The sequence below is a fragment of the Shewanella indica genome, from assembly GCF_002836975.1.
GTDB lineage: Bacteria > Pseudomonadota > Gammaproteobacteria > Enterobacterales > Shewanellaceae > Shewanella > Shewanella indica.
Genome location: NZ_NIJK01000037.1, coordinates 19,588 through 39,973, shown reverse-complemented (window position 1 = coordinate 39,973; position 20,386 = coordinate 19,588). Strand labels below are relative to the sequence as shown.

The 20,386-nt window shown below is 49.9% G+C and carries 9 protein-coding genes, 6 tRNA genes and 1 pseudogene; 8 read left to right on the top strand and 8 right to left on the bottom strand.

Annotated elements, in window-relative coordinates; translation table 11 throughout:
- The 7 genes from CX650_RS12380 to CX650_RS12350 form a co-directional block, all read left to right on the top strand.
- Positions 1-5,859 (top strand): immunoglobulin-like domain-containing protein (locus CX650_RS12380; protein WP_157823024.1); only part of this gene is annotated, 5,859 nt, incomplete at its 5' end.
- 102 nt (positions 5,860-5,961) lie between these two features.
- Positions 5,962-8,133: a type I secretion system permease/ATPase gene (locus CX650_RS12375; protein WP_071476442.1), complete on the top strand. Its 2,172-nt coding sequence runs from the start codon at positions 5,962-5,964 to the stop codon at positions 8,131-8,133.
- Between the two features lies 1 nt (position 8,134).
- A complete protein-coding gene (locus CX650_RS12370; protein ID WP_101057531.1) occupies positions 8,135-9,517 on the top strand; it encodes an HlyD family type I secretion periplasmic adaptor subunit in 1,383 nt (460 codons plus the stop codon).
- Positions 9,518-9,550: 33 nt separating this feature from the next.
- Entirely contained in the window at positions 9,551-10,954 is a 1,404-nt protein-coding gene (locus CX650_RS12365) for a TolC family outer membrane protein (protein ID WP_039035382.1), read from the top strand.
- Positions 10,954-11,559 (top strand): OmpA family protein, encoded by a 606-nt coding sequence (locus tag CX650_RS12360; protein WP_101095980.1) that lies wholly within the window; start codon positions 10,954-10,956, stop codon positions 11,557-11,559. Before CX650_RS12365 ends, CX650_RS12360 begins: the two co-directional genes overlap by 1 nt.
- Before the next feature lie 17 nt (positions 11,560-11,576).
- Entirely contained in the window at positions 11,577-12,284 is a 708-nt protein-coding gene (locus CX650_RS12355; RefSeq protein ID WP_039035380.1) for a transglutaminase-like cysteine peptidase, read from the top strand.
- A gap of 8 nt (positions 12,285-12,292) precedes the next feature.
- On the top strand, positions 12,293-14,212 hold the full coding sequence (locus CX650_RS12350; RefSeq protein WP_101095979.1) for a bifunctional diguanylate cyclase/phosphodiesterase: 1,920 nt from the start codon (positions 12,293-12,295) through the stop codon (positions 14,210-14,212).
- A gap of 153 nt (positions 14,213-14,365) precedes the next feature.
- Here CX650_RS12350 and CX650_RS12345 read toward each other — a convergent pair.
- The 7 genes and pseudogenes from CX650_RS12345 to CX650_RS12315 form a co-directional block, all read right to left on the bottom strand.
- Positions 14,366-14,454: pseudogene (locus CX650_RS12345) on the bottom strand.
- 102 nt (positions 14,455-14,556) lie between these two features.
- Positions 14,557-14,633 (bottom strand) — tRNA-Pro (locus CX650_RS12340).
- Positions 14,634-14,695: 62 nt separating this feature from the next.
- Positions 14,696-14,772: transfer RNA gene (locus tag CX650_RS12335), tRNA-Pro, on the bottom strand.
- A gap of 62 nt (positions 14,773-14,834) precedes the next feature.
- Positions 14,835-14,911, bottom strand: a tRNA-Pro gene (locus tag CX650_RS12330).
- Between the two features lie 62 nt (positions 14,912-14,973).
- Positions 14,974-15,050: transfer RNA gene (locus tag CX650_RS12325), tRNA-Pro, on the bottom strand.
- Positions 15,051-15,184: 134 nt separating this feature from the next.
- Positions 15,185-15,260 (bottom strand) — tRNA-His (locus tag CX650_RS12320).
- 41 nt (positions 15,261-15,301) lie between these two features.
- Positions 15,302-15,378, bottom strand: a tRNA-Arg gene (locus CX650_RS12315).
- A gap of 220 nt (positions 15,379-15,598) precedes the next feature.
- Between CX650_RS12315 and CX650_RS12310 the strand changes: the two genes are divergently transcribed.
- Complete coding sequence (locus tag CX650_RS12310; protein WP_101095978.1) at positions 15,599-18,253, top strand: sensor domain-containing phosphodiesterase; 2,655 nt, start codon at positions 15,599-15,601, stop codon at positions 18,251-18,253.
- Between the two features lie 27 nt (positions 18,254-18,280).
- Here the strand turns inward: CX650_RS12310 and rep are convergent, their stop codons facing one another.
- Positions 18,281-20,293, bottom strand: a complete 2,013-nt coding sequence (rep, locus tag CX650_RS12305) for a DNA helicase Rep (RefSeq protein ID WP_071476428.1) — start codon at positions 20,291-20,293, stop codon at positions 18,281-18,283.
- Between the last annotated feature and the right edge of the window lie 93 nt (positions 20,294-20,386).

Here is a 20,386-nt window from a genome sequence, read left to right as displayed (position 1 = left end):
AATGCCCCTGAAACCGACCTGATCCTGACCCTGTCCAACGGCGCCAGCATCACCATTGCGGCCGGGCAAACCGAAGGCACTGTCACCGTCGCGGCACCGACGGATGATGTATTTGTTGATGCAGAAACACTGACCGTAAGTATAGATAATGCTCAAGGTGGTAATTTTGAAAACCTGGATACCAGTGACACAGCTTCCACACTGGTAAATGACACTACCGACACAGTTTTTGCCCAGATCAGCGTAGACAAATCCAGTGTCACTGAAGGTGGTGAAATCACTTATACAGTGACTTTAGTCGATGCCAACGGTAACCCGGTAACCCTTCCTAGTGGTGCCTCGGTTAGCGTTGCGCTTGATTGGAGTGGTACGGCAACTGCAGCAGATGTTGATAACTTACCTCCAAGCGTAACCATTAACGGAGATAGCCAGCAAAGCTTTACAGTTAATACCATCAACGATGGTATTTATGAAAATAGTGAAAATCTAAGCGTCACCATTAGTGGTGTCACTGACATTGATAATAGCCTTGAACAACTGGAGATAGGCAGCAACAACAGCGCCGACACCACCATTCTCGATGCCCAGAACCCACCAAGCATAGGTAACATCACCAATGTTGCCGTATCTGAAGAGGGGCTGACCGATGGTGCGCCGGATGATGTAGGCGACACAGATACAACAGATGCCGTGATAGCCAACGGTACCATTGAGCTGCAAGATCCTGACAACGATGAGCTGGAAGTTACGCTTAGCGGCCCATCAGGTATAACCTCCGGAGGCGTCGATGTAACCTGGAGTTGGGATGCCAGTACTCAGACTTTGACAGGCTCTGCCGGTTCAACTGTGGTGATAACCATATCGCTCACAGCTCCTGCGGGTAACAGCAGTGGTACTTGGGGTTATGAGGTCACACTGCATGCTCCGCTGGATCATCCTGTAGCCAATGTTGAAGATGTGCTCAATTTGAACTTTGGCATTGATGTTGCTGATGGTTCAGGAGCGACAGACTCAAGTTCATTCCAGGTTACAGTTGAAGACGACTCACCTGTTGTCGATGTTGAACCTATCCTGGATGGGGTCAACACTGTTGGCACCTATACTGGGGTCATGAACACATCAGGAGCAGATAAAGACTATAGTGCCGATCTCAGCGGCAACGTAAACGGCTGGGATGCCGGTTCTCAAACCTACTTTGGTGCGTCTGATATCACGGCCGGAGGCAAAACAGTCTTCTTCTTTGTCGATCCAAACAACCCGGATCAACTGTTCGCTTATACAAGCGATGAAAGCCCTGCTACGGCCTATGATGCGTCTAATCCTGATCAGACGCTGATCTTTACCCTCAACACAGATCCAAACAGTGACAGCTATAAGTTGGATATACTGCAGAGCATAGATAAGCTGGAAGAAATCGATATTGGCGCATTAGTTGGAGGTAAAGGCGGTATCAGTGGCACTGTGTATGTCACTTATGACAATGCTACCGGTGCCTACGACATTTACAACGATCCAAGCAAGGTGCCCTCTGATGCCGAAGTTGCTTTCACACTTTATGGCCGTGACGGCAATGGAAACTTGGTCGACGTGAATGGTACGAACAATGGTTTTGGGGTCGCCAACCCTTGGGTTTCCGGAGAGGAAGTTCTGGTTGTCGATTATGCAGAAGCCGTTGCCAGTGCCAGCTTTAACTTCAACGTCGGTAACAACGATCCCGAGCAAATCCATTACAAGGCCTATGATGCCAACGGGCAACTATTGGGTGAAGGCGAAATCGGCCCCAACGAAGTTATCAGTGATTTGGGCGCTATCGCCTATATCGAGTTGAGCGCTATCAGTGGTACTGACTTCCAATTGACAGGCACCACAGCCCAAGAAATTGTCAGCTCAACAGAGCCTCTGGATCTGGACTTTGGTGTAGTGGTCACCGACAGTGACGGCGACCAGGCCACTGGCAATCTGGATATTCACCTGGATGCACCAGGAGGCGCACCAGTCGCTATTATCTCCCATGCGCTGGCCAGCCTGGATGAATTTGGTTTGCAGGATGACAACCTGGATACAGATCAACAATCGCTGCGCTTCAAGGCCGGTGACAGTGAACTTTCAGACTTCGGCTTCAACTATCAAAATGGTGATTTCAGCGGTATTACAATCGAAGGGATAAGAGAAAACTTCCCATTGAGCTGGCGCCTTGAGGGTGAGTATCTGATAGCTTCAATGCCGGGTAATGGCCCCAACAAAGATGTATTGAAGATAAGCCTGGATTGGTCTGCCATAGCGGCTGGCAGTGAAGGCAATATCATAGTCAACGCCGAGCTGATAGGGAATCTGCCTCACAGTATAGATGTCGACTCGCTGAAGATTTCAGGTATTGAGATTGTTGGTACAGATAACAACAACCAAACGGCTGTATCGACTCTGGATGTTAAAGTCGAGAAGTACACGGCTGCTGTGGATGATTACCAGGAAATCAATGAAGGTCAGCTGGCAAGCGGCAACATTTTTGACAATGACACAGGCGAATTCAACAATGGCCAAGACCTTGAGTTGGCGAGCTTTACCGTAGCCGGGGATAGCCAGGTCTACAGCGCAGGAGACGAGGTTTCGGTTGAAGGTGGCACTCTGGTTATCAACCTAAATGGTAGTTATACCTTTACTCCGGAAGCCAACTGGAACGGTACTGTGCCCGTTATCACCTATGTGACCAACAATGGTGATACTGCGACCCTGACTATCAAGGTCAACAGTGTCAACGACGCTCCGATTATAGTTACCACAACCAATGCCGTTGTCTCTGAGGAAGGCTTGACCAATGGCCTACCGGACTCAAACGGCAGCAGTGATACCACTGACAATGCCACTGCAAATGGCACTATCCAGCTTCAGGATGTGGATGGTGATGCACTGACTGTTAGCCTGACACCACCAAGTGGTATCACCTCAGGTGGCCAGACAGTTACCTGGCAGTGGGACGCAGCGACTCACACACTGACAGGCTCTGTAGGTAACCTTGCAGTAATGTCTGTGGTACTGACACCGCCAGCGGGTAATGGCAGTGGTGATTGGGACTATCAGGTCAAGCTGTTGGGACCAATAGATCACCCAGATACCAGCATTGAAGATGTTAAAGATCTGACCTTTGAGGTCAATGTTGATGACGGCAATGGCGGCACTGTCTCCGGCAGCTTCGTGGTCAGCGTTGAAGATGATGCGCCTTACATGCCGGATACCGCACCGGTAACGGCTACGGTAACCGATATTCCGGATACTCTCCTAGGCGTATTCGATTTGACTGGTGACACTGATGATACAGGGCAACTGAACTTTGATGGTTTCACCATCACGGCCAGAGGTTTCACCTCATCTACCGACCACACTCTAACCTCTGCAAATATTAACAGCAGTAGTTCAGGCATAGGGGTTGCCAGTGTTGGCTCGCCATACCACAACATAGATAACGAAATAGATTTCCGGGAATTTGCCGATGGCACAGGAATTTCTGAAGAGATCATCATAGATCTGGACCCCAATACCCTGGCGTTCGGCATGAAGATAGAGTTTGCCAACATCTTTAAAGGTGAACTTGAAAGCGGTGTGGCCGAGTTCTGGCGTGATGGCCAACTGATATCCAGCCAAACTTTCAGCTCGGATAAAAACAACGGTGACTATGCGGCTGACTTTAACGTGCAGGATGGCGGCTTTGATAGAGTTGTTATCAAGGCAACCGACAACGGTAAAGCTCCCAGCCATGGAGACAACAGTGACTTCACCATCAAATCCTTAGAGTTCACTGGCACAGGCGACGCCCCGGCAATCGCCTATGCCTCTGGTGAAGTAACGGCCCAATGGGGCGCTGATGGCCAAGGCAGCATGGCATTGGCAGGTGTGACCGACACATCCCTGTGGACCGCCGGCGGGAAAGCCGTTGAAGTGACCCTTTCAGGCAATACTTTGCTAGGTCAAACAGACTCGGGCGACTTGGTCTTTAAGCTGGAATTCACCCCTGGCACGGGTCACTGGGACTTCTATCAGTACCAGACGATGCAGGGCACCGAAGACGGCGACCTGGACTTTGCGGTCACGGTAACCGATGCCGATGGCGACTCTTACAGTGGCAATATCGCTGTGGTGCCTGTATTTAACTATCAGGTCACTGAAGCGGGCCCAGGCGATCAAACGCTCAATTTGGGTAACGCCGAAGATATCGTTATCGGCGACCTGGATGGCTCAGTCGTGGTTCCCGGGCAGGATTACAATATCGCCTTTATGGTCGATAGCTCAGGAAGTATTGGTAATTCGGCTATGGAGGCGATGAAACTTCAGTTGGCTCAAGTATTTGAGACACTGAAAGCCAGCGCCGATTCAGATAATGCCGGCACAGTTAACATATTCCTGACCGATTTCGACTCTCAAGCTAATTTGTCAGTCAGCGTCGACCTGGGAGATCCAGATGCGCTGAGTAAGCTCCAAACCGTTATCGATAGCATGGATGGAGATTATTGGACCGGTGGTGGCACCAACTATGAAGATGTTATCAAGACAACGGCCAACTGGTTCCACAGCGATACGGCTCTTGCCAACAGTAATGCTGAGAATCTGGCATTCTTTATCACGGATGGCGCGCCATCTGTCTATCAGTACTATGAGGATACCAACCCGATAGTCAATCGAAAGACTGGCGAGACTCTGGATGACTTGGTCAACGTCAATAACTTTACTCTGGGTGAGGAGTTTTACGCCAATATCGGAGGAGAAGCGAGACGAATAATAGATGCCGACGGTAACCTTTATCAATGGAGCAAAGATAGAGGGGATTGGAGTCCGTATTATATTGGTCATATTCGGGCGCAAGGGGACGGTACTTACGAGATATCAAGCACCTTCAATGGTAATTACTGGGCATTGCAAAACGCCCTAAGTGCCCTGCCATTACTGACAGGCAATGATGTCATTGTGCAAGCCATAGGTATAGGTAACAATATTTCGACTGACACTCTGAAACGGTTTGACAGTGATGGAGCTGTCCAAACCAATGTCTCTGCCGATGAACTGGCCAAGGCGATTCTCGGCAACGAAATCACCGATATGCCAGGCTCAGATAACTTGGATGGCGGTACGGGTAACGACATCATCTTCGGTGATGTGATTCGCTTTGATGGCATTCAAGGCCAGGGTTACAGCGCACTCAAAGCCTTTATTGCCGGCGAGTTGGGCCAAAGCGATGCAACCGATGCTGAAATTCACAATTTTATCAGCGAGCATCCTAACCTGTTTGATAAGTCAGGCATTAATGATATGGGTGACATCATCCGCGGCGGCGAGGGCAGCGATATCCTCTTTGGCCAAGGCGGTAATGATGAACTCTACGGCGACAATGGTAATGACATGCTGTTCGGTGGTAATGGCAACGACCTGCTGGTTGGCGGCAATGGTGATGATTGGCTCACTGGTGGTCAAGGCGTAGATACCTTCAGTTGGAAAGCAGGAGAAACCGGCACCGACCACATCACTGACTTTGAACTCAACAAAGATAAGCTGGATCTCAGTGAGCTACTGTTGGGTGAAGAGCACAACTCACTGGAGCAATATTTCGAATTCAGTGTTGCTGATGGCAATACTACCATCTCTATCGATGCGGATCTGGACGGTGAATTCGATCAGCATATAGTGCTCGACGGTGTCGACCTGTTTGCGGAATACGGCAGTGATGAAAGCGACATTATCAATGGCCTGCTGGGAAGTAACGGCGATGGTCCTCTGCTTGTCGATACTCAATCGGCCAATCCAGGTGCTTCCTATGTCAGCCAGAGTAGCTCTTCTGGGCTGGATCAGCCAAAACCAGACGAAGTGTTTTAAAAGCTCTTTGATTTGAAGGCCGGCCTATATTGCAATTCGCAATATAGGCCGCCATGGCTGATACTAGAATTAATCATATAAAACGAAAGGATAAGTCGTTCTGTGACCGCATCCGCTTCACCTAAACCTGAACAATGGACTATCTCGGCTTCCCAGCGAGTCACTGTAGACCCTCTGCTCGATAGCCTGGTTCTATTGACAGAATACTTCGGCAGCCCCTGTTCCAGCGAGTCTCTGGCGGCAGGCCTCCCCTTGTCTTCAGCCGTTTTGTCACCGGAACTGGTGCCACAGGCTGCTGCCAGGGCCGGCCTGACGGCAAAGCTTTCCCGTAAAGGCTTGAATCAGGTTACTGCCATTCAGCTTCCTTGTATTTTGCTTTTGAAAGACAAGAAAGCTTGCATCCTGCGCGAACTGGATCTGGAACAACAACATGCGGTGATCCAACTGCCGGAAACCGGCGGCGAACAACGCCTATCTATAGAAGAGTTGGAAACCCTCTATGTAGGCTATCTGTTTCTGGTGAAACAACAGTACCGTGGCGATATGGGGTTTGATGTTTATCATCATGACCACAGTAAACACTGGCTGCTGCAAACCATTAAAGACTCGGCCCCCATCTATCGTGATGCACTGATTGCCTCAATCCTGGTGAACTTGTTTGCCCTGGTTTCACCGCTGTTTATCATGAACGTCTACGATAAAGTGGTGCCCAACCTGGCGTTCGAATCACTGTGGGTTCTGGCTATCGGAGCTGGTATTGCTTATCTGTTTGATTTGGTCATGAGGCAGCTGAGAAGTTACCTTATCGATGTTGCCGGTAAGAAAGTCGACATCATAGTCTCATCGCGACTGTTCTATAAGGCAATCGGCATTCCCCTCGAAAACCGCTCGGCCAGTGTCGGTGGTATGGCGCGTCAGCTGGGTGAGTTTGACAGCATCAGGGAGATCCTCACCTCGGCAACAATAACCACGCTGGTTGATCTACCCTTTGCATTATTGTTTGTGTTGATTATCTATCTGGTCGCAGGCGATCTGGCGCTGATCCCCCTTGTCGCTAGCCTCATCATCATCGGCTATACCTTGATTGTCCAACCCAGGCTCAAGACCGCTATTGAGGAAAGCAATAAATTTGCCAGCCTCAAGCATGGCCACTTGATCGAAAGTCTCGCCTCTCTGGAATCCATTAAATCCTATGGGGCAGAAGGCCTGGTACAGAAAGCCTGGCAGCAGATGATAGGTCACACAGCCAATTGGCAGTTGCGCTCGAAAAAGCTTTCCAACTCAGTGGCCAACGTCGCCAACTTTGTGGTGCAGCTGACCGTCGTCAGTGTCGTTATTCTAGGGGTTTACCGGGTTGCCGATAATGATATATCCATGGGTGGGATCATTGCTGCTGTGATGCTTGCCAGCAGGGCCGTTGCGCCTATGGCACAGCTGGCTAATTTAATGACCCGAGCCAACCAAACTGCCAGCGCGCTGAGACAGCTAGATCAGATAATGACCCAGGAAGATGAATTTGAAAACAAAGGCCACCTGGTCAGCAAACAACGATTGATGGGCAAGATAGAAGCCGACGACCTCAGCTTCAGTTACCCCGGCTCGGAAAAACCTGTATTGCACCCCTTCGCCTTAAGGATCCGTCCCGGCGAGCGGATAGCCATTATCGGCCGTAACGGCAGCGGCAAGAGTACTCTGGCCAAGCTGTTGGTTGGACTGTTTAAACCCAGCAACGGTAGCCTAAGATATGATGGCATAGACAGCGCCCAGATCCACCCGAGCGATCTACGCCGTAACTTCGGCTATCTGCCACAGGATGTCACCCTGTTCCACGGTTCGGTTCGGGACAATATTCTCTTCGGCACCCGTCAGGTCACAGAACATCAGTTGATCCGAGCCGTACAGCTCTCCGGAGTCAACCTGTTTACCGACTTGGAATCAGAAGGCCTGGATCAACAGGTAGGTGAAGGCGGCCATTCGCTGTCCAGAGGACAGCGTCAAACCGTGGCCTTGGCCAGAGCCATACTCAATGACCCACCAGTGCTGTTGATGGATGAGCCCACAGCCAGCTTGGATGCCAGAGCCGAGAAGCAATTCATGCGCTCGATGCATAATGTCAGCCGCGACAGAACCTTACTGATCATCACCCATAAGATGCACCTGCTGAATCTGGTAGATCGCATCATAGTGATGGATAGAGGCCACATCATTGCCGATGGTCCCAAAGACAAGGTGCTCGAAAAGCTCAACCAAGGGCTGATGGCAGGAGGCAAGTAATATGAATAAGCACCTGACTTCTGATGACTTGGAAATGGTAGACGATGTCTACGGCGCCATGATGACAGATGCACCCACCAGCCACAGATTGATTATCTGGTCGCTGGCAGCCATGATGCTCTGCTTCCTCACCTGGGCCTATTTTGCATCCCTCGACCGAGTTACCAAGGGCACGGGTAAAGTGATCCCCTCTTCCCAGGTTCAGGTCATCCAAAGTCTGGATGGCGGCATTTTGAAAGAGATGTACGTTCAGGAAGGCATGCTGGTCAAACAAGGTGAGCCCTTGGTACGCATAGACGATACCCGTTTTCGTTCCGATGCCGCCCAGCAGGAGCAAGAGGTCTATAGCCTGCAGGCCAATGTTATTCGCCTTCAGGCCGAACTGAACAGCATCTTTATCTCGGATATGACCAACGACTGGCGTGAACAGCTAAAAATCACCAAGATCCCGCTGGTATTTCCTGCCGAGTTGACAGAAAAAGAACCCGAACTGGTCAGGCGCCAGCAGGAAGAATACGCCGGACGCTTGGATAACCTCAGCAACCAAGTGGAGATCCAGGCAAGACAAATTCAACAACGGCAACAGGAAACCGAAGAGTTAACCTCGAAAATCGGCACCTTGAGTACCAGTTACCGCTTGGTCAGCCGCGAACTGGAACTGACCAAACCTTTGGCACAAAAAGGCATAGTGCCCGAGGTGGAACTCTTGAAACTGGAACGTACAGTTAACGACATTCAAGGCGAGCTGGCGACCCTCAGGGTGATGCGTCCCAAACTCAAGGCCAACATGGATGAGGCGATTCTCAAGCGTCGGGAAGCGGTATTGGTTTATGCCGCCGATTCCCGCGCACAACTCAATGAAATGCAAGCCAAGCTGGCACGCATGAATGAAGCCCAGGTAGGCACCAAGGATAAAGTCAGCAAAGCCGTTATCACCTCACCGGTCAACGGAACCATTAAAACAATAAATATCAACACACTGGGAGGAGTAGTCCAACCTGGTATCGATATTATGGAGATAGTCCCTTCCGAAGACCAACTGCTGATCGAAACCCGAATTTTGCCAAAGGATATCGCCTTCCTGCATCCGGGGCTGCCCGCCATAGTTAAAGTTACTGCCTATGATTTTACCCGTTACGGCGGATTAAAAGGCACTGTGGAACAGATAAGTGCAGACACCACTCAGGATGAAGAAGGCAACAGCTTTTATTTGGTAAAAGTGCGGACCGAAGAGTCCAGTTTAATTAAAGACGATGGCACTGAGATGCCCATTATTCCCGGCATGTTGACCTCTGTTGACGTAATTACCGGGAAAAGAACTGTCCTTGAGTACATACTTAATCCCATTCTAAGAGCCAAAGAAACAGCGTTAAGAGAACGCTAGGCTCATAGTCACAATAAACCTGGAGGGTTTAGCATGAACAAGAAAGTTACTCGGCTGGTGAAACCCAGTGCCTTGGCACTGGCGATTACCGGGCTGATGTTGCCCACGGCAGGGTTTAGTCAGACCCTGGAACAAGCCGTAGCGCAAACATTGGATACCAACCCGGAACTACGACTTGCCTTTAACCGTTTCAAAGCTCGTGAAGAGCAGGTAAACCAGGCGATAGCCGGTTACATGCCAACGGTAGATATTACCGGTGGTTATGGCTATGAATACACTGACAGTCCGGCTACCCGCCGCCGTTTGGCCGGCACCACAGATGATGAAATTGAACTCAAACGGGGCGAATTCGGTGTCAGCATCAAGCAGATGCTGTTCGACGGCTTCTTTACCAGCAGTGAAGTCGACAGGTACAGCTTCGAAGCCAGTGCCGATCAATGGGCGCTGTTTGCCGCTGCTGAAGATATGGCGCTGGATGTTGCCAAGGTCTATATCAACTATATACGTAGCGAGCAGGTGTTGACGCTGGCAGAGAAAAACCTCAAGAGCCACCAGGACATCTACGAGCAGATCAAGCAACGTACCGATTCGGGCTTGGGCTCTACCGCGGATCTGTCACAAATCACGGGTCGTCTAGCTCGCGCCAATGCCAACGTAGTGTCTGCACGCAATAACTTCCTCGATGCCAAGAGTCAGTTTTTCCGCATTACTCATCAGCAACCGGAAGACCTGATAGTACCGGTTCCGGATGCCGATATGTTGCCGGCGGACGTAGACTCCAGTATCAAGATGGCACAGGAGCACCATCCCATTCTCAAATCGGCCGCCAGTGATATCCGCGCCGCCGAATATGAGAAGTCTTCGGCTCAATCCAACTACTATCCCAAGATCACGCTGGAAGTAGAAGGTAACATGAACAACAACCTGGACGGTGAAGACGGCTTTAGCCGGATCGCCAGCCAAAATGTCGGAGGCCACAACAATGACATTCTTGCCATGGTGAGAGTGCGTTACAACCTGTTCGCCGGTGGCCGTGATTTAGCCCGTGAAAAAGAAGCCAGCTACAAGATAGGTGAAGCGAAGGAGATCCGTGAGCGCGCCTATCGTGAAGTGGTTGAAGGCGCCAACCTTGCCTGGAACGCATACGAGTTCCTGGGACCACAGAAGCAATATATTCGCGATCATGTCATTGCAGCCAAGGACACTCAAGTCGCCTACTCACAGCAATTCAACCTGGGTCAGCGTACCCTGCTCGACTTGCTGGATACCGAGAATGAACTGTTTGAAGCCAGAAAAGACTATCTGACCGCCGAGTATGACGAAGTGATTGCCAAATACCGCGTACTCAATGCCACAGGACAACTACTCGACTCGCTTAGAGTCACTCGCCCCGATGTATGGAAAGGGGAGCGTGAATATGAAGGAGGAGTTAAATAATGAAACTCTTTATCACTCTGCTTAGCGTCGCCCTACTGGCGGGTTGCTCAATGCGTGACACTGTATCCATGGATCAACCGACGGCTCAGGTCAACGACCTCAATGATCATGACAGAGACGGTGTTATTGAAGCCCGTGAACGCTGCTCAGGCACTGTCGAAGGTGCCAACATTGATAACTATGGTTGTGGTAAGATCAAGCCTATCAATGAACGCTCCGAGTTGAAGATACTTTTTGCCAACGATTCCTTCTACATAGATCCTCAGTATTATGATCAAATTGGTGTCATTGCTGACTTTATGAAGCAATATCCCAGCACCAAGGTGACCATCGAAGGGCACTGTAGCCGTACCGGTAGCTATGATCACAACCTGAAGCTATCGCAAAATCGGGCAAATGCCGTAACCAAAGTGCTGGAAGATCAATTCGGCATTACCGCCGATAGACTAACCGCAGTAGGTTACAGCTACGATAAACCTGTAGATCCAACAGACACTCAGTTGGCCCACAAACGTAACCGCCGGGTTATCGCCGAGGTAACAGGCGAGGATACTATGGCCGATATGAAGTGGAACATCTACACTGTGGATCAAGAAGTGAAATAGGACCTTGATATCCCCATATGACAGGCAGGCTCAACCAGTATTCACTGCTCAGAAGGGTCTGCCATTACACAGTACTGGCATCGACTCTGGCCGTGTCATGCCTGTACGCCGCATCCACCCAACAGCTAGACGCCAACAGCATTACCAAAACGCTGGAATCACGTTATGGCGAGCGGGCTGGCCTCAGGGCCAGAGCCTGGTTCAAGATACTGGACGAGGCACAAGGGTTGGACGATATGGGAAAAATCACCAAGGTAAACAACTTCTTTAACCTGTTTCGCTTTGTAGATGATAGCAAACTCTGGGGGATGGCTAATTACTGGGCCACCCCTTTGGAGTTTATCGGAGTAAATGGCGGTGACTGTGAAGACTTCTCCATCGCCAAATACTTCACGCTGCTGCAGTTGGGCATCCCTGAAGACAAGATGCGCATCACTATGGTTAAAGCAACCAGTGTTAATCAGTACCATATGGTGCTGGCCTATTATGAGACGCCCTCCTCTGTCCCTCTTATTCTGGACAATCTGGATCGCGAGCTCAAACCGGCAACACAACGTGGAGATCTGATCCCCGTATACAGCTTTAACGGTAAACAATTGTGGCTAAACAAAGAGAAAGGACGCGGTGTATTAGCAGGATCATCCGCTCGCTTGGAAAAGTGGAATGACCTGAGACACAGATTAGGGGCTGATCGCTTGCGTCAGCCAAAATTAAAACTGGAGTAGCTACAGCAATGACACTGTTTCGACAGATATACTCGTTACTGTTTGGGCTGTTTCTCTTGGTTGTCGCCAGTGTGGGCTATGTGCAATTCAATGAGACCCAGAACTTTCTAACCGAGCAGATGGAGTCGGACCTCAATAATGTCAGCCATTCATTGGGATTGATGTTGGTTCCGTCACTGGAAGCCGGTGATCTCGCCACCGCAGAAACCATGGTTAATGTCATCTTCGAGGGAGGCTATTACCAACAGGTGAAGCTAACTTGGCTGGTTGATGGCAAACAGCAGGTCTGGAATAACAATATTCGCATCGAAGATGTTCCCCAATGGTTTATCAATCTGGGGATCTTTACCCCTTTGCGTAAAGAAAGCACCATTACTTCAGGTTGGCTGCAACTGGCCAAACTGGAAATTACCGCTCACCCTGGGTTTGGTTATCACGAACTGTGGCGCATTATGAGCCATACCTTAATAGCCTTTTCAATTCTATTTTTGATCGCCATATTGTTTGCGCGCCTGGGCCTGACATGGATCCTCAGTCCACTGCACTCCATTGCCGAACACGCCAAAAGCATTGCCAAGCGGGAATTCGGCCCGGATATGCCGCTGCCTAAAACCCTGGAACTCAGGGATGTAGTCAACGCTTTTAACAGCATGTCAGCCCAACTGAAGAAAATTTTCAGTTCTCTGGATGAAGAAGTCACTGCACTCAGGAAAAAGAATCTGGTGGATCAGGTATCCAACCTGCCTAATCGTCAATATATGATGGGCCGCGTTGGCGGTTGGCTAGGTGAACCCGGCAGCGGCGCTCTGATGATGGTCAAGTTCGACTGGCTCGAAGAAGTCCACAGCAAGTATGGCTATCAGGTACGGGACGAAACCATCAAGCTGCTTTCAGAAAAACTGCAGCATGAGTTGGGCGAAATCTGTGAATCTGTCATTGCCCGTATCGCCGCCTATGAATTTGCTTTCTTGATCACCAATGTTGAACGTGAACAATTGAGTAAGTATCTACAAACCCTGATCCGTACAACCAACCAGGAAATGGTCAAGGCGGGTTGTAAGCCCAATGAAGATTACGCCATAGGTATTGCCGAACGTATCGGGCAGATGACCAGTTCCGAGCTGCTGGCGCGCTCGGATAACGCCCTGCAAATCGCCCTCAAGGAAGGCAAGGTTTATCACTGGTTGGAGACCAACGAACAGCAGTTGTTCAGTCGTGAGCAGTGGCGCGATAAGCTTACCGACGCAATTAACCGCAAACAATTCCGTTTCCGTTGGCAAGCTGTGCACTATCAAGGGTCTGACAATATACTGCAGCGGGAACTTTTCTGTCAGTTGCAAATAGGTGACAAACTGGTGCATGCAGGCCAGTTCATGCCTTATGTCGAGCTTTTGTCTCTGGGTAGCTTGCTCGACCGCTGCCTGATTGAAAAGATCAGTGAAGATGAGTTGTTGGAGAAGAATGCCGAAGCCATTGCGGTTAACCTGACCCATCACAGCATCAGCGATCCCAAGTTCCACGAATGGCTCAATCACTTCCTGCGTAACAGCCGCCACGCAAGTCGTTTGGCCTTTGAGTTACCTGAAGCCGCCATCTATACCGATATCGACGCCTGTCAGGCACTGTGCACCATAATTCGCGACAATGGTGCCAGTATAGGAATAGACCACTTCGGCCGTCAGTTCGGCTCCATGTCTTATCTGCAAAGCCTGCGACCGGCTTATGTCAAGCTGGACCAATCTTTTGCTCAATATGATGAAAATCAACACAACAGTGAACTGTGCCGGGCATTGGTCAACGTAGCCCGAGGATTGGAAATCGATGTGATAGTGACAGGCATCCAGGAAAAAGCGCAATTGGAGCGCTTTACACCACTCAAGCCCCAAGCATACCAAGGCTTTATTTCACCACCTGTGAATGTTGAGTAACAGATATAGGGCTCCCTTCGGGGAGCCTTTGTTTTAGGCTAAGCCGTCGAAACAGGGAAGCTCCAAGATACTCACGCACCTTGAGGATAAAAACAGGAAGGCTTTAAATGCCAAAAACAAAAAGCCCCTGATTTATGAAGGGCTTAAATGTTTTGGTCGGTGATAGAGGATGCGACCCTCTGACCCTCTGCTCCACTCTGGTTTCCAAGTCAGGATACGCTACCAGGCTGCACTAATCACTGAATTCCACTTGTACCCATGAGAATATCTTAAAGGTCATCACAAGTTCGAAACTATGAAGATAAAAACAAAAAGCCCCTGATTTCTCAGGGGCTTAAATGTTTTGGTCGGTGATAGAGGATTCGAACCTCTGACCCTCTGCTCCCAAAGCAGATGCGCTACCAGGCTGCGCTAATCACCGAAATACTGTGTTGCTGAATACTTTCCAGCTTTTACCCGACGTAAAGTCAGATAAATCAAATTTGGTCGGTGATAGAGGATTCGAACCTCTGACCCTCTGCTCCCAAAGCAGATGCGCTACCAGGCTGCGCTAATCACCGAAATACTGTGTTGCTGAATACTTTCCAGCTTTTACCCGACGTAAAGTCAGATAAATCAAATTTGGTCGGTGATAGAGGATTCGAACCTCTGACCCTCTGCTCCCAAAGCAGATGCGCTACCAGGCTGCGCTAATCACCGAAATACTGTGTTGCTGAATACTTTCCAGCTTTTACCCGACGTAAAGTCAGATAAATCAAATTTGGTCGGTGATAGAGGATTCGAACCTCTGACCCTCTGCTCCCAAAGCAGATGCGCTACCAGGCTGCGCTAATCACCGAAATATTGCTTTATTGGATACCTTGATAAGAAGAGGGTCACCCCCTGCTCCACTCTGGTTCCCAAACCGGGATGCGCTACCAGGCTGCGCTAATCACCGTTAAGATTTGAAGCCGACTCGCTTCACGAAAGAAGTGGGGTGACTGATGGGACTTGAACCCACGACAACCGGAATCACAATCCGGGGCTCTACCAACTGAGCTACAATCACCACTGATATTTCTTTCACTGACTGGCACGCTTGAATCAAACTGGTGCGCCCAGAAGGATTCGAACCCTCGGCCTCACCCTCCGGAGGGGTGCGCTCTATCCAGCTGAGCTATGGGCGCCCGCCGTGTCAGCGCCGCATATAGTAGGTGGATTTCCCCCCCACGTCTACACCTGATTTGCTTTTTTTCGGTTGTTTGCTCAAGTTTTGACTGAAACAGTACAACAAATATCCGACACCAGCCAAAAAATTGACTTGGATAATACTATGTTTCATGTTATTTCTATCCTTTGATTAAAAACCATACAAAGCTATTATCATTTTGTTCCTCGGCGGATAACATGTTTAGGGATGACGCTTTCCATCAGAATTCGGCTCTGGAAATCTCAAGACTGAAAAAACGAGTTGCCAGACTCAAACGTCTGGCGGCCAAATATAAACGAGCCGAAGCCACCCAAAATACACTGCTGGAAATCTCCAATATTGCCAACAAGGCTACCTCTATGGAGGGCTTCTATCAGGGCATGCATCTATGTCTTAAGCAACTGATCCCTGCCGACAACTTTTATATCTCTCTGCTTGATGCCCAGAAACAACATCTTGAACTACCATTTTTCTCCGATGAAAAAGACTCCCACCCTTCCGAACTCTATCCGGGACAAGAGTTATCTCAACTTTTAACGCAAGGCCTTACCGGCTATGTGTTGCGAACTGCCACCCCCCTGCTTTGTGACGAACACAAGGCAAAACAACTGGCCGATGCCGGCGAAATCATAGCTCTAGGGTCATCCTGTCATCAGTGGCTTGGAGTACCCATAATACAAAATGACAGAGCTATTGGTGTCTTGGTGGTGCAAAGCTACAACCCAGCCAGTTCCTACGGCGAGATGGAGTTTGAATTAATGGCTTTTATTAGTCATCACATCGCAGGAGTCATGGAACGGTTGCGGCATCATGAGCAACTTGAACAAGCCATCAGCCAAAGAACCCAGGAGCTGAGCCAGGCCTATGGTAGATTAAAACAGGAAGTTTATGAGAGACGCCGAGCCGAGAGACTACAAAAGTCCCTGTTTGAGATAACCGAACTGTCTTCCTCCAACTTGGATGATCGCGAGTTTTATACCGAGCTGCACCGGGTTCTCTGCCATTTGCTACCAGCCAACAACTGTTACATCGCCTTGCTGGATGAAACCGCAACTGAGCTGCACTTTCCCTTCTATGTTTCTCAACTCAATGATACTGCCCCCAAGTGTCGCCCCTTGATGGATGGACTGGTGGAATACCTACTCAGGTTAAAACGTCCTGTATTGCTGGATCAAAGCGATATCCAATCTCTGGTGTGCACCAAAGAGATTTACAGCAAGGCACCTGACCTGAATCAAACACAGAACATGCACCAGTGGATCGGCGTGCCGTTATTTATTCAAGACAAAATTGCCGGTGCCCTAACTATCTATAGTTTCAGCATGCATCAGAACTACCAGTTCAAGGATCTCGAACTGTTAACCTTTGTGTCACAGCATATCGCCACAGCCATTGAACGTAAGCTAGCCACAGAGGCACTGAAACGCAGTAACGAAGCACTGGAAGAAAAGATTCTGGAACGCACCCGTGAACTGGCCACCACCAACCAAGAGTTGCAAAAAGAGATCTCCCAGCGCCGTAAGGCAGAGCAACAACTGCTGCACGACGCCAAACACGACGCCCTGACAGGCCTGCCCAATAGGCTGATGTTTATGGAGCGATTGAACCAGGCCGTTAAACATAATCGCCGCCATCTACAAGATAAATTCGCACTCTTGTTCGTCGATCTCGACCGATTCAAGCTGATTAATGACACACTAGGACATCTGGAAGGTGATAGGTTTCTGGTAGAAACAGCCAGTCGGCTCAAGTTTTGTATCCGCGACAATGACACTCTCGCCCGTCTGGGCGGAGATGAATTTGTGATTTTGCTGGATGGATTACGCACAACCGACGACGCCAAAGAAGTCGCAGAGCGGATCCTTAAGGAACTATCACGCCCTTATGAGCTAGCAGATAAACAGTTCAACTCGGGCGCCAGTATCGGCATAGCCGTCAGCGGCCATCACAAAGATGACACCAGTGAGTCCATCCTGCGAGATGCCGACACTGCTATGTACATGGCCAAAACCCGCGGCAAGGGTTGTTATGTGGTATTCGATGAAAAATCGCATCAGCAATTGATGCAAGACGTAAGTCTGGAAAATGAGTTGAGAACCGCCCTGGACACCCAGCAAATCCAGCTCGATTACTTCCCAGTGCAGGATCTTAAAACCGGGCAGCTTCAAGCCCTGGATGTGCGTCTGTATTGGCCCCATCCACAACACGGTAAAATCAAACAACAACAGCTCGCCAATTTGGCAGATCAAGCCAACTTACAACTGGAGCTGGACAGGTATGCAATCGAAGCGCTGAACAGTGAACTTCCCAAGCTGCAACTCAACTCAGGCACCAAATTACATCTGGCCATCTGTAGCCAGCACCTCAAGCATAAACATGCACTTCGCAGCCTGAAAAACTGCCTAAGGAACTGTCAGTTCCCGCTTACCGACCTATGTTTGTTTTTCCACGAACAATCTCTGTCACGGGATTTGGAAAACCATATCAATGGTTTTGAAGTGCTTAAACGTTTGCAAGTCACTCTGGGGATCACAGGTTACGGCAGTGGTTACAGTCCCTTGATCAGCCTATCCTTCCTGCCGGTCAACGTACTGAGACTAGATGCCAGCCTGGTGTCACATCTGCAAAGCCCACATCACAGGCGTTTACTCAAAGCGATAAACCTAAGTGCTGGTGCATTGGAACTTGAGCTGGTATTGGATGGTATCAATACCCAAGAGCAGAAACAGCAACTGGCACAAATGGGCTTTAACTCAGGCCAGGGACAAGCTCTTGGGAATCGCTTGAACCCCGTCAGCAGCAAGGGGAACAGCACCAAGCCCATAGATACGGCAACCCAAGTTTGCGCCTAAGCCGTGTTTTGCAACCGGCTCTAACCCTTACTTCTTGAACATATCCCGCAGATTGGCGATGTTAGCCTTACCGGTTTCCATCCTTTGCTGCTCACTCTGCTGCGGCTTGCGATTTTCCCAGACCAAGTCATCCTGAGGCAGCTCCATCAAGAAGCGACTGGGCTCACAGCGCATGGTTTCGCCAAATTGGCGCCGCTCACGGCAAAGCATAAACCACAGCTCTTTTTGAGCCCTGGTGATACCAACATAAGCCAGACGCCGCTCTTCATCGACATTATCTTCATCTATGCTGGTCTGATGCGGTAGAATTCGTTCTTCCACCCCCACCATAAACACATAAGGAAACTCCAGCCCCTTTGAGGCGTGCAGCGTCATTAATTGCACCTGATCACCACTTTCATCCTCATTGTTTCTTTCCATCATGTCCCTGAGCGTCAGCCTATTAACCACTTCTGGCAGACTCATGGGCTCATCCAGGTCGTCACCGGCCAACATCTCCGTCACCCAGCGATACAGTTCGGAAATATTTTTCATCCGCATCTCGGCGGCCTTGGCGCTGGTGCTGGTCTCGTAGAGATAATCTTCGTAGTTTATCTTGCGGATCAACTGCTTGATAGCATCAACTCCCTCACCCCGCTGAGCGATTTCACCGGTATCGACAATGAAGCGACCAAACTCATACAGTGAACCCATAGCCGCCGGAGGCAGGTGATGATTCAATTCAGGAGCAAAAATCGCCTCAAACATGGAGATATGTTTCTGGTTGGCAAAATTCCCGAGTTTTTCCAAGGTTGCCGGGCCAATCCCACGCTTGGGCAGGTTAACGATACGCAGGAAGGCGTTATCATCATCCGGATTCACCACCAAACGCAAATAGGCCATGATGTCCTTGATTTCGGCTCTGGCAAAGAATGAGGTGCCACCACTGAGCTTATAGGGGATACGGTTGGTCATCAGCGCCCGTTCCAGCAAGCGGGACTGGTGATTCCCCCGATAAAGGATGGCGTATTCCCCATAGCTGGTCTTGCCCATGAACTTATGGCGAATGATTTCGGCCACCACCCGTTCGGCTTCCTGCTCTTCATTGGCAGCAAACAGTACCCGCAGCGGCTCGCCATAGGCCAACTCACTGAACAGCGACTTATCATACACATGGGGATTATTGGCGATCAGAATATTGGCCGCCCGTAATATTCGCTGACTGGAGCGATAATTTTGTTCCAGCTTAATGAGCTTGAGCTCGGGAAAGTCTTTACCCAGCAACACCAGGTTTTGCGGCTTGGCACCACGCCAGGAGTAGATGGACTGGTCATCATCGCCTACCACAGTAAAACGCGCCCGCTCCCCCACCAGCAATTTAACCAGTTCATACTGGCTGGTGTTGGTATCCTGATATTCATCCACCAGCAGGTAACGGATCCGTGCCTGCCAACGGGCTCTGACATCGGCATTATGCCGCAGTAATAGAGTTGGCAGCAGGATAAGGTCGTCAAAGTCCAACGCATTGTAAGCCTTCATATGCTGGGCATAACGTTGATACAAGAGTGCAAACAGTTGCTCCTGTTCACCCTTGGCTATCTTGCGGGCGTGATCCGGGATCACCAAGCCCCCCTTCCAATTGGAGATCATGGTCGCCAGCGCCCGCAGCAGATCTTTATCCTCCTGCAGCTCGTCCTGGGTTAACTCCTTGAGTAGCGCCAAGGTGTCCTGATCATCGAACAAAGAAAAGCCGGCCTTAAGGCCCAATGTCTTGTGTTCACGCTTGATAATTTCCAGCCCCAGAGTATGAAAGGTAGAAATCCACAGCCCTCTGGCTTCCTTGCGGCCCATGGATTGAGCCACCCGCTCTTTCATCTCCCGCGCAGCCTTATTGGTAAAGGTCACTGCGGCAATATGCTTGGCCTGATAACCACACTTCTGCACCAGGTGGGCTATTTTGTTGATGATAACCCGGGTCTTGCCACTACCGGCGCCAGCCAATACCAGGCAGGGACCGGAAACATAATGGACGGCTTCATTCTGGGCAGGATTAAGTTTCATGGGTTATCGATATCTCACACAAGGACACTCTAGAAGCAGGGATCATACCAGAATCAATGCCGGAGACAGCCCCCAAATCCCGTTAGGGAAACT

Coding starts and splice junctions, on each gene's coding strand:
- CX650_RS12365 (WP_039035382.1), top strand. CDS start 9,551: ATGAACAAGAAAGTTACTCGGCTGGTGAAACCCAGTGCCTTGGCACTG.
- CX650_RS12360 (WP_101095980.1), top strand. CDS start 10,954: ATGAAACTCTTTATCACTCTGCTTAGCGTCGCCCTACTGGCGGGTTGC.
- CX650_RS12355 (WP_039035380.1), top strand. CDS start 11,577: ATGACAGGCAGGCTCAACCAGTATTCACTGCTCAGAAGGGTCTGCCAT.
- CX650_RS12310 (WP_101095978.1), top strand. CDS start 15,599: ATGTTTAGGGATGACGCTTTCCATCAGAATTCGGCTCTGGAAATCTCA.
- rep (WP_071476428.1), bottom strand. CDS start 20,293: ATGAAACTTAATCCTGCCCAGAATGAAGCCGTCCATTATGTTTCCGGT.
- CX650_RS12350 (WP_101095979.1), top strand. CDS start 12,293: ATGACACTGTTTCGACAGATATACTCGTTACTGTTTGGGCTGTTTCTC.
- CX650_RS12370 (WP_101057531.1), top strand. CDS start 8,135: ATGAATAAGCACCTGACTTCTGATGACTTGGAAATGGTAGACGATGTC.